Genomic DNA, 13,959 nt, shown 5'->3' on the forward strand with positions numbered 1-13,959 from the left:
AGCCCCGCACTTGGCGGGGCTCTTTTATTTCAGCGCACGGCTCAGGCGCTTTGCGCCAGGTCCATCAGCTCGCGGTTGGCCACCGCGTACATGGCGTAGTCGGTGCCGGTTGCCGAACGCAGCTCGGCCAGCATCGCCTTCCAGCGGTCGACCAGGCGTTGATGCTGGTCGAGCCACAGGGCCACGCGCGCTTCGATTTCCTGCGGACCATCGGCCATCTGCAGCACCGACACGGTGATCGCACGCTGCTGCCAGTCCAGATCATCTCGGAAGGCCTCGCGGGCCAGCGCCTGCCAGTTGTTCTCCACCGGCAGATTGGTGATCTGCTGCAGGTACCAGGACAGCTCCAGGGAGCCGCCAACGGCGAAGTAGGCAGTCGCCACTTCACTGGCATCCTTGCCAGTGACGTCCGCCGCCTCGATGATCGGCAGCAAGGTGTACAGATGGCTGGTGCCGGCGACCACGCGAGCCAGCTCTTCCGGCGTGCCGGCTTCGACGAAGCTCTGGTAGCGCGCCAGCCACTGCTCGCGGGCCGGGCCCTCGAGCAGTTCGTCCAGACGGCCGACCAGCGCTTCGATACGCGGTGCGAAATGCGCCACGTCGCGCGCGGCATCCAGCTCGTTACGGCGGCTGCGCAGGAACCAGCGCGTGGCGCGGCGGCCCAGGCGCATCAGCTCGTCCATCAACTGCAGTTGCAGATCGGCCGAGACCTCGTAGTCCAGCGCCTCGATCTGCGACCACCAGTACGGCAAGCGGAACAGATCACGCACGATGACGTAGGCACCGGCGACGTTGGCCGCGCTCATGCCGGTGGACTCCTTCAGACGCTGCACGAAGGTGATGCCCATGTGGTTGACCAGGTCGTTGGCGATCTGCGTGCTGACGATTTCGCGCTTGAGGCGGTGACGGCGCATGGCGTCGCCGAACTTCTCGGTGAGGATTGGCGGGAAGGCGGTCTCCATCTCGCGCGCCAGGTAATCGTCGTCCGGCACCAGGGACTTGAGCAGCGACTCCTTAAGGTCGATCTTGCTGTAGGAAATCAGCACCGACAGCTCCGGCCGGGTCAGGCCCTGGCCGTTGGTGGCGCGCTCATTGAGCTCCTCGTCCGACGGCAGGAACTCCAGGGCGCGGTCCAGCTTGCCGGCGCTTTCCAGCGCGTTCATCAGGCGCTTGTACTCGCCGACCCGCTCGCGGGCGCGGCGCTCGGCCAGGGACAGCGCCTGGGTCTGCTTGTAGTTGTTGCCGAGCACCAGCTCGGACACATCGTCGGTCATCTCGGCCAGCAGCTTGTTGCGCTGCTTCTCGGTCATGTCGCCACCAGAGACGATCTCGCCGAGCAGGATCTTGATGTTCACCTCGTGGTCGGAGCAGTCCACGCCACCGGCGTTGTCGATGAAGTCGGTGTTGCTGGCGCCGCCATGCAGGCCGAACTCGACACGGCCGAGCTGGGTCATGCCCAGGTTGCCGCCCTCGCCCACCACCTTGGCGCGCAGTTCGCGACCGTCCACGCGCAGCGCGTCGTTGGCCTTGTCGCCAACGTCACCGTGGCTCTCCTTGCTGGATTTCACGTAAGTGCCGATGCCGCCGTTCCACAGCAGGTCGACCGGTGCCTTGAGCAGCGCATTGAGTAGCTCGGTGGGCGCCAGCTTGTCGGCGGCGATGTCGAAGCGCGCCTTCATCTGCGGGGTGATGGCGATGCTCTTGGCGCTGCGCAGGAAGATACCGCCGCCGTCGGAAATCAGCTTGGCGTCGTAATCGGCCCAGCTCGAACGCGGCAGCTCGAACAAACGCTTGCGCTCGAGGAAGCTCTTGGCGGCGTCCGGGTTCGGATCGATGAAGATGTGCATGTGGTTGAAGGCCGCTACCAGCTGCAGGCTTTCCGACAGCAGCAGGCCATTGCCGAACACGTCGCCGGCCATGTCGCCAATGCCGATCACGGTGACGTTGTCCTTCTGCACGTCGATGCCGCGCTCGCGGAAGTGACGTTGCACCGAAACCCAGCCGCCCTTGGCGGTGATGCCCATGCCCTTGTGGTCGTAGCCGGCCGAGCCGCCGGAGGCGAAGGCGTCACCGAGCCAGAAGTCATATTCGGCGGCGATGCCGTTGGCGATGTCGGAGAAGGTCGCGGTGCCCTTGTCCGCCGCCACTACCAGGTAGGGGTCATCGGCGTCGTGACGCACGACGTTCTGCGGCGGTACTACCTCGCCTTCCTTGAGGTTGTCGGTGATATCCAACAGGCCGCTGATGAAGATGCGGTAGCAGGCGATACCCTCGGCCATCACCTCGTCACGCGAACCACCGACCGGCATCCTGCGCGGTACGAAGCCGCCCTTGGCGCCCATCGGCACGATAACCGCGTTCTTTACCTGCTGTGCCTTGACCAGGCCGAGCACTTCGGTACGGAAGTCCTCTTCACGATCCGACCAGCGCAGACCGCCACGGGCCACGTCGCCGAAGCGCAGGTGCACGCCCTCGACGCGCGGGCTGTAGACGAAGATCTCGAACTTCGGCACCGGACGCGGAATCTCCGGAATCAGGCGCGGGCTGAGTTTGAAGCTGAAATAGGACTTGGCCGCGCCGCTGGCGTCGGTCTGGAAGAAGTTGGTACGCAGGGTGGCTTTGATCAGGTCCAGATAGCGACGCAGGATGCGGTCTTCGTTGAGCACGGCGACGTTGTCCAGCGCGGCGAGGATGGCCTGTTCAAGCTTCTGCTGCTTGTCTTCCAGATCCTCGGCGGCGAGCTTGCGCGCGAGGTAGAAACGGGTGCGGAACAGGCGCACCAGCTCCTTGGCGATGTTGGCGTGGTTGATCAGAGTCGCAGCGATATAGCTGAGGTCGAAGCCCAGGCGGATCTGCTTCAGGTAGCGCGCGTAGGCACGCAGCAGCGCCACTTCACGCCAGGGCATGGCGGCGGTCAGCACCAGGCGGTTGAATGCATCGTTCTCGGCATCGCCGCCGACGATGTGAATGAAGGCGTCCTGCAGGGTGTCGTTGAGCTGCTGGATGTCGACGTCCAGGCCTTCGGCGTAGGTGAAGGCGAAGTCGTGAATCCAGAACTCGCGGCCGTCATTGCGGCGCAGCTTGTAGGGGAACTCGCCTAGCACGCGCAGGCCGAGGTTCTCCAGAATCGGCAGCACGTCGGACAGCGGCAGCGGCGTGTCGGCGTGATACAGCTTGCAGTGCAGTTGCTGCCCTGCCTGGGCCAATGGCTGGTAGAAGCTCATCACCAGCGGTTTGTCATTGCTCAGGCTGAGCAGGTGCTGCATGTCCACCACCGCCGAGTGCGGGGCGAAACGCTCGCGGTAACCGGCCGGGAAGCCGCCGGGGAACTCGGCCAGGACGTTGGTGCCCTGGGCTTCGCCGAGGCTTTCGACCATCAGGCTGGCGTAGTCGTCCTTCCACGAGCGGCAGGCCTGGATGACTTCCTTCTCCAGACGCACCGGGTCGATCTGGGTCTTGTTCTTCGGGTCGACGCGCAGGATGAACTGCACGCGCGCCAGCACCGACTCGGAGAAGAAGGTCCAGAACTCGCAATCGGTGGCCTGCAGGCGCTCCATCAGCACCTGCTGGATCTTCATCCGGGTTTCGGTGGAATAGACGTCGCGCGGCACGTAGGCCAGGCAGTAGCAGAAGCGGCCGTAGGGATCGCGACGCAGGAACACGCGAATCTTGTTGCGCTCCTGGATCTGCACGATGGACAGCGCGGTGTTGAACAGGTCGTCCACCGGGGTCTGGAACAGGTCGTCACGCGGCAGCACTTCCAGTACCTGGGCCAGTTCCTTGCCCAGGTGCGCGCTGCTGTCGAAGCCCGAACGCTGCTTGATCACGTCTACCTTGCGGCGGATGTAGGGGATGTTCCATACGCTCTCGGCATACACCGCCGAGGTGTACAGGCCCATGAAGCGGCATTCCTTGACCACGTTACCCTTGGCATCGAGCTCGCGGATGGAAACGAAATCCGGATAGGCCGGACGATGCACACGGCTCGGCACTGCAGCCTTGGCGAAGGACAACAGCTGCGGCTCGCGCAGGTACGCCACCGCCTCAGGCTCGATGTGCAGCTCCTCGGCGGACAATCCGGTGCGCAGGCGTTTGGACAGGCCCAGCAGGGATTTCTCGTCGTAGACCATGCTGCCGCCATCGGCGGTCGGGGCGACGGTAAATTCCTCGTAACCGAGGAAGGTGAAGTGGTTGTCCAGCAACCAGTTCAGGTAGACCTTGATTTCATCCAGTTCGGCCTTGTCCACCTTGAGCTTGGCGCGATCCAGCCAGGCCAGCAGCTCGCGCGCCTTGGCCTTCATCGGCTGGAAGTCAGCGACGCTCATGCGCACGTCGCTGAAGACTTCGTGGATGGCCCTCTCCAGGGTTTTCAGTTCGGCGGAGCTGGAGCAACGGTCGATTTCCAGGAACATCAGCGCTTCCTGCAGCACACCCTCGCCCTGGGTACCACGCGGGAGAATTTCCAGCAGTTGGCCATTCTTGTCACGGCGCACGCTGAACACGCTGTTCTGTAGGGTGTGGATACTGTAGCCATGGCGATTGAGCTCCATGCGCACCGAGTCGACCAGGAACGGGATGTCGCCATGCAGGATTTCCACCGCGGTGTGGGTGGACTGCCAGCCGTGCTTCTCGTAATCGGGGTTGAAGGTGCGCACCTGCGGCTTGGCGTGATCGAAATGCTCCAGCATGTGCCAGGCCGACAGGGTGCAGCCGACCAGATCGGACAAACGCCGCTGGGTCAACTCCTCGAGGGCGATGATGCCGAAGAACTGTTCGGCGAATAGGGCTACTTGTGGCAGCGCCTGCTCACTCACGTGCTGTGCCAGGGCCGCTTGCAGTTGGTGCTGGAAGTCGGCTTTGCTGGCCGCCGTAAAGAACGCCATGGTTTTGCTCCATTGGGCTGGTGGTTCGACAGGAGGTCTGGATCGCTGTCGTAAGGTGTTAGTTCAACGTTAGTCCATGAAGCGACGATGACACTTGCGAGTCGCATGCGGACCGGCGTGAAGGGAGCGACCGACTGGTCACATATAACCAGCGAGCTTAACGAGGGATGGCCCGCAACCGCTTGCGGCGCTGCGACATTTTCTTTCAAGGCTGCACCGGCACGGTGCAAAAAGAAAAAGCCATGGCCCGCCAGCGGAGCGCAAGCGGGCCAGGGAGAGAGATCAGGTGCCGCGCATCGCTTGGGGCAGCGCCAGCACGATCTGCGGGAACAATGTGATCAGGATCGCCGCCAGCACCAGCAGGAGGAAGAACGGGAAACTGGCGCGCGCCACCGCGCCCAGGTTACGCCCGGTGAGGTTCTGGATGACGAACAGGTTGAAACCCACCGGCGGGGTGATCTGCGCCATTTCCACCACCAGGATGACGAAGATGCCGAACCACAGCAGATCGATCCCGGCAGCCTGCACCGCCGGCAGAATCACTGCGGTGGTCAGCAGGATGATCGAGATGCCGTCGAGAAAGCAGCCCAGGGCGATGAAGAACAACGTCAGCGCCAGCAGCAACAGGTACGGCGACAGCTGTTTGGCGATGATCCAATCGGCCAGCGCCGCCGGCAGGCCGGTGAAGCTCATGGCCGAGGTCAGGTAGGCCGCGCCGAGCAGGATGAAGAAGATCATGCACGAGGTGGACACCGCGCCCATCAGGCTGGCCATGAAGGTTTCCCGGGTCAGCGACCCCGAGACCAGCGCGATCAGCAGCGCGCCGACCACCCCCACAGCCGCGGCCTCGGTGGCTGTGGCGATGCCGCCGTAGATCGAACCAATCACCGCGACGATCAGGCCCAGCACCGGAATCAGCAGTTTGGCTCGGCGCAGTTTTTCCATGACCGGCAAGCGCTCGCCCTCCTCCGGCAGCTTGCTGCGATTGCAGGCAGACCAGAGCATCAGATAACCGCTGAAAATCGCCAGCAGCAGCAGGCCCGGCAGAATGCCGGCGATGAACAGGCGCGAGATCGATACCTGCGCCGCCACGCCATAGACGATCATCATGATCGACGGCGGAATCAGCAAACCGAGCGTGCCGGCACCGGCCAGCGAGCCCATGGCGATGGATTCCGGGTAGCCGCGCGACTTCAGCTCGGGCAGAGAGATGCGCCCGATGGTGGCAGCGGTGGCAGCGGAAGAGCCACTGACCGCGGCGAACAGGCCGCAGCCGAACACGTTGACGTGCAGCAGCCGCCCCGGCAGGCCCCGCATCCACGGCGCCAGGCCATTGAACATGTCTTCGGAAAGTCGGGTGCGATAGAGAATCTCGCCCATCCAGATGAACAACGGCAGCGCCGTCAGTGTCCAGCTGGCACTGGAAGCCCAACTGGTGGAAGCGAGGATCGAGCCGGCCGGCGCACCGCCGAACAGCTCCATGCCGATGATGCCGACGCCAAGCAATGACAGGGCAACCCAGACGCCGCCGCCAAGCAGAACGAACAGCGCCAGCAGCAGGGTGATTGTAATAATTGTGTAGTCCACGGGTTCACTCACGAATGCAGTGCGGCGATGGCCGCAATTAGGGGTCGAGCCCGCAGGCTCACTCGCTCATCGCCGTACCGGCTTCGGCAGCTTCGAAGCGTTTGCCCTGACAGCTCAACACCAGGCGCTCGGCCATGGCCACCACCAGAATCAGCGTGCCAAGCAACATCGGCAGCTGCGGCAACCACATGGGAATCGGCAACAGACCGGACGACACTTCCTTGAACTCGTAGGACTCCAGAACGAACAACGCGCAGTACCAGGCCATATAGGTGGCGATCCCCAACCCGACCAGCGTGGCCAATACATCGACTACACGGCGACCGCCAGCGGGCAGCAGGCGCAACAGCAGTTCCACACGGATGTGCGCGCCGCGCTGCAGTGCATAGGGCAAGGCGAGAAAGCCCGACGCAGCCATCGCGTAGGCGGCGAACTCATCGGCGGCGGGCACCATGGTGCCCAGTTGGCGGGCGACGATCTGTGCCACGACGAGTACACAGATCAGGACGAGAAACACGCCGGACAACCATCCGGACAGGGTGTAGAGCTTGTGCAGTGGGGTCATTAACAGCGGGCTCCCTGGTCAAGCCACGAGAAAAGCCCGCCGCAACCAGCGCGGCGGGCAGCAGAGTCACGGCTGGTAGGTGTCGAGAATCGCCTTGCCATCGGCACCAGCACGCTTGAGCCACTCATCGGTCATGCTCTGGCCGATCTGCTCGAAGCCGCTCTCCACCGCCGCCGGGGCCTGCTCGGATACCTGCATGCCATTGTCGGCCAGGGTCTTGACCAGCTCACTGGTCTTTTCCTGGGCAATCGCCCAGCCACGTTTTTCGGCACGCTCAGCAGCAGCCAGCACGGCCGCCTGGGTCGCTTCCGGCAGGCGGGCGAAGGCACGCGCGTTGACGATGACGAAGTTCTTCGGAATGAACGCCTTGACGTCATAGTAGTAGGAGGAGAAGTCCCAGGCCTGGGAGTCCACACCTGTGGTCGGCGAGGTGAGCATGCCGTTGATCATGCCGGTGCTGAAGGCTTGCGGTATTTCGCCGGTCTGGATCACGGTCGGCACTGCGCCCATCAATTCGGTCATGCGCGAAGTGGCCGGGTTGTAGGCACGAAACTTCATGCCCTTGAAGTCATCCATGCTCGCGATCGGCGTCTTGGTGAAGATGCTCTGCGGCGACCAGGGCATGGCGTACAGCAGCTTGATGCCCTGTTTGGCCAGGCGCTCTTCCACAGCCGGGCGGCTCGCGTCCCACAGGGCCTGGGCCTGCTCGTAGTTGCGCACCAGAAACGGCACGCTGTCGATTTCGAAGATCGGATCTTCGTTACCCAGCACCGACATCAGTACGTCGCCCACCTGCACCTGGCCGGTCTGTACGGCACGTTTGACCTCGGGGCGCTTGAACAGCACCGAGTTGGCGTGCACGCGAATAACCAGTTCGCCGTTACTGGCTTTTTCCACATCCTGCGCGAACTCCTTGGCCACGGTGGTGATGAAGTTGCCATCGGGATTCTCGGCGGTCATGTTCCAGCGCTCGGCGGCCTGGGCGCCGAAGCCCAGTGCGCAAGCCAGAGCGGTAATGGCGAAACGCGATGCGATGCTTTTCATGGTGCTCTCCTGTTCATTGTTTTTTGTGCGCCGCAAGGCGCGGCTGGAAGACGATTTCGAGTCTCAGCGCATCGCCCTACCCTGTCCAACTAGAAAAACCGGAGGCGCATGATCGGAAATCGTTATGGGATGAAAAGGGGCGTTTTCGCGACAAACGCACCAGCAGCGGGCAGCCGTTTCCGGGCCCGCAGACCAGCGAATGGAAGTTAGTCAGGCGCTTTGCTGTTCCGGCACTGGCGCGACTCGCGCCATGCAGGCCTCGCCCATTTCCTCGGCGTAGACATCCAGTGCCTCGCAGGCCAGGGCGATGATGTCTTCGCTGAGTTCCAGCCCCACACCTGTACGCCAGGTGGCGACCACCGGCAAGGGCGGCGGCTCGGGAACCTCGTCGAGAATGGTCAGCAGGCCTTGCTTGAGTTCGTCATGCACCAGCGCTGGCGGCAGCGCGCCGATACCGAACCCGTCGCGCACCAGACGCGTCATCGCGGCGATGGAGTTGACGCAATTGATGCGTGGCGCACTGACGCTGCCGGCATGCAGCAGGTTGAGAATGTCCTGATGCGGCCGCGAATTCTTCGAGAAGGTGATGATGCGCTCACGCGCCAGCTCCTCCATCGAAGCGTAGCTGCGGTGGTACAGCGAACCGGTCGGGACGATCCAGCGCACCGGAAAGGCAGCCAGTTCCAGATTGCGCACGCTGTCGCCGTTGACCATGTCGGTCTGGAACACGATATCCAGATAGCCCTTGAGCAATTGCTCGTTGAGGTTGCGCGCGGTGTCGGCCGTCAGCTCGATCTCCACCGCGGGGTAGCGCTCCATCACCCGTGTTACGAACGGACTCAACCAGGTGTGAATGACGGTATCCATCGCGCCGACGCGAATACGCCCCTGGATGTTGCCAGTATCGCTGATCGACTGCTTCAAGGCCTGCATGGTGTCGATCATGCGCTCGGCATATTCGAGCACCTTCTGCCCTTCCGGGGTCAGCGATACGCCCTTGGAATCACGCAGAAAAAGACGTGTGCCGAGTTCATCCTCGAGCGCAGCGATACGGCTGGAAATGGACGCCTGGGTGCTGAACAGCTTCTCGGCTGTCAGGCGGAAGCTCTTGAGCCGTGCCACCCAGACGAAGGTCTCGAGAAATCTCAGATTCATGCCGTAACGCCTCTTCGCAATGTTCTTCTCAGGGGCTGATTGGCAGCGCCCACGCAGCCTCAGGCGTAGCAGGTTGTATGCCAGAGGTTTTTCGCCCAGCCGATGAATTTTCCTATCGCTGGCCCCCTGTTTTTTCTCGTTGGACGCCGCCGAACAACGCTTTGAAGAATGGCGCCGCGCTCTGCGCAGACCACAACAACATCATTCAAAACGCGCTCTGCCAAGCAGCTGCTCTCGTCGGCTGCGCGCTCCCAACAGGAGACACTGCACCATGAAACCCCATTACCCATTGGCATCCGCGCTGCTGCTCGGCGGCGGCCTGCCGAGCATCGCACATGCCGATTTCATCGCTGACAGCAAGGCCAGCGTCGAGATGCGCAACTTCTATTTCAACCGTGACTTCCGCCAGAGCGGCGCCCGTGACAAGGCCGAGGAATGGGCGCAGGGCTTTCTGCTGCGCATGGAGTCCGGCTACACCGAGGGCACCGTCGGTTTCGGTATCGATGCATTGGGGATGCTCGGTGTGAAACTCGACTCCGGTGACGGCACTGCTGGCAGCGGCCTGCTGCCGGCCGATGGCTCCGGCGGCTCGCAGGATGAGTATTCCAAGCTCGGCCTGACCGCCAAGGTGAAGGTCTCCAACAGCACACTGAAAGCTGGCGCCCTGCACTTTCGCAGCCCGATCGTCTCGGCCAATGACTCGCGTCTGCTGCCGCAGACCTTCCAGGGTGCACTGCTGAATGTTCAGGAAATCGACAACCTGACCCTGCAGGGCGGCAAGATCAACCGCATCAAGGCCAACAGCTCCACCGACTACACCGAGATGACCGGCAACCGCATCGGCGGCAGCAGTGATTCCTTCGTGTTCGGTGGCGGCGAGTACAAGATCACCCCGCAACTGACCGCCGGCCTGCACTACGGCACCCTCGAGGATATCTACCAGCAGTACTACGGCACGCTGGTGCACGTAATGCCGCTGGGCGATGACCAGTCGTTCAAAACCGACCTGCGCTACTCGCAAAGCCGTGAGGACGGCAACTTCCGCGACCTCGACAACAAGGCCTTCGGCGCCATGTTCACCTACAGCCTGGGCGGTCACGCCGTCGGCGCCGGCTACCAGCGCATGAGCGGTGACGATCCGTTCCCGTACATCGCCAGCAGCGATCCGTTCCTGGTCAACTTCGTGCAGATCAACGACTTCGCCAACGTCGAAGAACGCTCCTGGCAGGTGCGCTACGACTACAACTTCGCCAGCATCGGCATCCCCGGCCTGACCTTCATGACCCGCTACATCTCCGGTGACAACGTCGAGGTCGCCGGCCGCAACAGCGAAGGCAAGGAATGGGAACGCAATACCGATATCGCCTACGTGGTGCAGAACGGTCCGCTGAAGAACCTGGGGCTGAAATGGCGTAACGCCACCGTTCGCTCCAATTTCGGTAACGATCTCGACGAGAATCGCCTGATTCTCAGCTACACCCTGGCGCTCTGGTAAGCACTTCAACCCGATGACGGGGCCATTACGGCCCCGTTTGCATTTCTCGGGAAGCAAGAAGGCCATAGACTTTTAATCAAGTTGTATGACAACTTGCCGATTCCTGAGAATCATCCTGAAGAAGATGGCGAGGCGTTATCGTGAGCTTTTTACTGTCCTGGCAACAAAAATTCCGCGCCCTTATCGCGCTCACCCTGATCAGCCTGATTCTGATGGCGGCCGCCTCGTTATGGGCCAACCATCGCGTCAGCAGTGCCTTACAGGCGAGGGAACAGGCGGCAGCCTATGCCAGCGCCAGTACCCAGTTGATGAACCACTGGTGGCAACAGAACGCACTGCGCCAACAGATCACCCCCGACCTGCAAGCAGCGTTCGACAGCGGTCTCAATGAGCTGCAAGAACTCATCGGACAACTGCTGACGCAAGCCCAGGCACTGGAAGACGACGCCACCTTGCAACACGCCCAGCAGATCCAGGCCGTGCTACTGGAGGAACTTACCCAACAGCGCCGGTGGCTGAGCTTCAATCAGGCCCTGGGTCTGACCCCCTTCGAGGGCCAGCGTAAAACCCTGACGGAAAGAGGCAAGGCCCTGGAGGCGATCAGTTTCGATCTGATCAAACCCTTCATTACCAGTGCCCTGAGCAGCCAGCGTGACTATCTGTCGACCTTCGACCCGGCGTTCGCCCAGATTGCTCTGACGGCCATCGGCAAACTGCAGGAACAGATCTCGGATCTCGAATGGCAGGACACACCGATCGGCAAGAACGTGCAGGGCTATGCCCAGGCGTTCACTGATATCCATGGCAACATCGAGCGCATCAACGCCACCAATCAGCGCCTGCGCCAACTGGGCGAGCAACTGCAGACGCGCATCGACGAACAAGCGCAGGCGCTGCAGAGCGGCCTGTTGTTGCGCCGCACCCAGGAAGCCGAGCAGGCCCGCCTGTCCGCACTGTGGATGATGGGGCTGAGCTTCCTCGCCGTTGCCGCCCTGCTCTGCCTCACCCTGCTGCAGGCTTCGCGCACTCTGGTCAGCCGCCTGCGCAACGTCATTCAACTGCTGACTCAGGTCGCCTCCGGCGATCTCACCGGCAAGCTGCCGGTGGGCAGCAACCCGCGTGACGAATTCAACCAGTTGGCCGACGCCGCCAACCGCATGATCCAGGGCATCGGCGGTATCGTTGCCGAAGTGGTGCGTGCCAACGGCGAGCTGAGCCGCCTGCACCATCACCTGGGCGATGCCATGCGTCAGTTGGGCGACAACAGCACCCAGGTGGAAATGCAGACCGAGCAGGCCGCCTCGGCCTCGCACCAGATCAGCGCCACCCTCAACGACATGGCGCAGCGTACGGCGCAAGTCGGCACTGCCACCACCAGCGCCTACGATGCCGCGCGTAACGGCGGCGAAGTGATCGCCGCCAGCGTCGACAGCATGAGTCGCCTGGCGCAGCTGATTCAGGACACCCACAGCCAGGTCGATGCCCTCGGCCAGAGCAGCGCGCGGGTCAACGGCATCGTCGATGTGATCAACAGCCTCGCCGATCAGACCAACCTGCTCGCCCTCAACGCGGCAATCGAGGCAGCCCGGGCGGGTGACGCTGGCCGCGGCTTCTCGGTGGTGGCCGATGAAGTGCGCTCGCTGGCGCAGAAGACGGTCTCGGCAACCACCGACATCAGCGCCATCGTCGGCGAGTTCCAGCAACAGACCCGACACATGCACCAACTCATGAGCAATGGCCTGAACCTGGCCGCCGACAGCGAGCGACATGCTGCTCAGGTGGCCGACGCCATCAGCTCCATCACCTCGGCGATGGAGCGCCTGACCGGCGAGATGAACCAGGTCGTGGTGGCCATCGAGGAAGTCTCCACCACCACCGAGGACATCGCCGACAAGATGGAAACCATCAACGTGCACACCGGGCAGAGCAAGGACCTGCGCCACACCCTGGGCGGCCATACCGAGGGGCTGTCATCCCAGGTCGATGCACTGGGGCGCAGCGCCAGGCAGTTCCGCCTGGCCTGAGTGCTGTGAGAGCCCGGTCGCGATGCCGACCGGGCATTCGCGCAGGCGGCCTAACGTGGCTGCCCGTCGAGATACGCCTCGATGATCTGCGCATGCTCATCGCCGGCACGCGCCAGCCACTCCTCGGTAATCTGCTGGCCGACTTCGGTCAGCTCCCGGCGCAATTGCGGGTCAATGTCCTGCACCACGGTCATGCCGTGCCTGGCGAGCATCCGCGTCTGATAACCGGTCAAGGCCCACGACAACTCCCACCCTGCCCGCTCGGCCCGTTCACCGGCATGCAGCAAGGCGCTACGCTGGGCTTCGGGTAGACGCTGGAAGGCACGCTCGTTGACGATAACGATGTTCTTCGGGATGAAGGCGCGTACGTCATAGAAATGCGAGACGAAGTCCCAGGCGCGCAGGTCCATGCCTGTAGCGCTGGAAGTGAGCATGATGTCCACCTGGCCGTCGCGGAAGGCTTGCGGTACGTCCTCGGTATTGATGGTCGTCGGCTGCGCATGGAGCAAATGGGCCAGACGCGAGATGGTCGGGTTGTAACTGCGAAAACGCAGATCGCGAACATCCTCCACAGTCTGCAACGGCCGATTGCTGAACAGGCTCTGCGCCGGCCAAGGCACCGCGTAAACCAGGCGCGCTCCATCGGCCAGCAGGCGCTGCTCCACCGCTTCACGGGTCACCGCCCAGAGCTTGCGCGCCTGCTCGTAGTCGGTGGCGAGAAACGGCAGGCTGTCCAGCTCGTAGATCGGATCTTCATTGCCCAGCGCAGACATGAACACATCGCCAATCTGAATATCGCCGCGGGTTACTGCAGGCTTGACCTCAGGGCGGCGATACAAGGTGGAGTTCGGGTGAACGCGTATGTTCAGCTGGCCATTGGTGGCCTGGCGAACATTCCTGGCAAACTCCACCGCCACGCGGCTGATGAAATTGCCGGCCGGCTGTTCCACCGACATCGACCAGCGTTCGCCGCCGTACACGGGTGAAACCATGGGTATAGCGACAAGCAAGGCGCAGAGCGCGGACAGATAGGGTGCGGTCTTCACTGGGGTTCCCCCGTAGACTGGTAGCCAAGTACTGAGTCGACTCGAAAGGAACGCAAAAGCCCCCGGGTACGGGACACACCGGGGGTGCACCAGAACGGCGCCAAGGAGCGTTCACCCGACTCACTGTCGAGCGCGACGGCCGGCACTGTCCAACGGGAAA

General features: G+C 62.8%; 8 protein-coding genes. 2 read left to right on the forward strand and 6 right to left on the reverse strand.

The window, feature by feature from the left end; all coding sequences use genetic code 11:
* Positions 1-41 precede the first annotated feature (41 nt).
* The 5 genes from JWV26_RS01480 to JWV26_RS01500 form a co-directional block, all read right to left on the reverse strand.
* Entirely contained in the window at positions 42-4,883 is a 4,842-nt protein-coding gene (locus JWV26_RS01480) for an NAD-glutamate dehydrogenase (protein WP_206418217.1), read from the reverse strand.
* Positions 4,884-5,165: 282 nt separating this feature from the next.
* Complete coding sequence (locus JWV26_RS01485) at positions 5,166-6,470, reverse strand: TRAP transporter large permease (RefSeq protein ID WP_093050700.1); 1,305 nt, start codon at positions 6,468-6,470, stop codon at positions 5,166-5,168.
* A 58-nt stretch (positions 6,471-6,528) separates the two neighbouring features.
* The gene (locus JWV26_RS01490) at positions 6,529-7,035 is read right to left on the reverse strand and encodes a TRAP transporter small permease (RefSeq protein WP_074916204.1); all 507 of its coding nucleotides are present in this window, start codon (positions 7,033-7,035) and stop codon (positions 6,529-6,531) included.
* Between the two features lie 66 nt (positions 7,036-7,101).
* A complete protein-coding gene (locus tag JWV26_RS01495; RefSeq protein WP_074916206.1) occupies positions 7,102-8,079 on the reverse strand; it encodes a TRAP transporter substrate-binding protein in 978 nt (325 codons plus the stop codon).
* Positions 8,080-8,289: 210 nt separating this feature from the next.
* Positions 8,290-9,234: a LysR family transcriptional regulator gene (locus tag JWV26_RS01500; RefSeq protein WP_206418218.1), complete on the reverse strand. Its 945-nt coding sequence runs from the start codon at positions 9,232-9,234 to the stop codon at positions 8,290-8,292.
* Between the two features lie 271 nt (positions 9,235-9,505).
* Between JWV26_RS01500 and JWV26_RS01505 the strand changes: the two genes are divergently transcribed.
* Positions 9,506-10,729, forward strand: coding sequence for an OprD family porin (locus JWV26_RS01505; protein WP_206418219.1), 1,224 nt, complete (start codon positions 9,506-9,508; stop codon positions 10,727-10,729).
* Between the two features lie 140 nt (positions 10,730-10,869).
* The gene (locus JWV26_RS01510; protein ID WP_206418220.1) at positions 10,870-12,753 is read left to right on the forward strand and encodes a methyl-accepting chemotaxis protein; all 1,884 of its coding nucleotides are present in this window, start codon (positions 10,870-10,872) and stop codon (positions 12,751-12,753) included.
* A gap of 50 nt (positions 12,754-12,803) precedes the next feature.
* On the opposite strand, the gene JWV26_RS01515 is transcribed toward JWV26_RS01510, so the two are convergent.
* Entirely contained in the window at positions 12,804-13,745 is a 942-nt protein-coding gene (locus JWV26_RS01515) for a TRAP transporter substrate-binding protein (RefSeq protein ID WP_239690055.1), read from the reverse strand.
* Between the last annotated feature and the right edge of the window lie 214 nt (positions 13,746-13,959).

Origin of the sequence: Ectopseudomonas toyotomiensis, assembly GCF_017167985.1 — a bacterium.
GTDB classification, from domain to species: Bacteria; Pseudomonadota; Gammaproteobacteria; order Pseudomonadales; family Pseudomonadaceae; genus Aquipseudomonas; species Aquipseudomonas toyotomiensis.

Excerpts from the sequence above, each read along its gene's own strand:
- JWV26_RS01480 (WP_206418217.1), bottom strand. The coding sequence starts at position 4,883 with ATGGCGTTCTTTACGGCGGCCAGCAAAGCCGACTTCCAGCACCAACTG.
- JWV26_RS01490 (WP_074916204.1), bottom strand. The coding sequence starts at position 7,035 with ATGACCCCACTGCACAAGCTCTACACCCTGTCCGGATGGTTGTCCGGC.
- JWV26_RS01495 (WP_074916206.1), bottom strand. The coding sequence starts at position 8,079 with ATGAAAAGCATCGCATCGCGTTTCGCCATTACCGCTCTGGCTTGCGCA.
- JWV26_RS01500 (WP_206418218.1), bottom strand. The coding sequence starts at position 9,234 with ATGAATCTGAGATTTCTCGAGACCTTCGTCTGGGTGGCACGGCTCAAG.
- JWV26_RS01505 (WP_206418219.1), top strand. The coding sequence starts at position 9,506 with ATGAAACCCCATTACCCATTGGCATCCGCGCTGCTGCTCGGCGGCGGC.
- JWV26_RS01515 (WP_239690055.1), bottom strand. The coding sequence starts at position 13,745 with ATGGTTTCACCCGTGTACGGCGGCGAACGCTGGTCGATGTCGGTGGAA.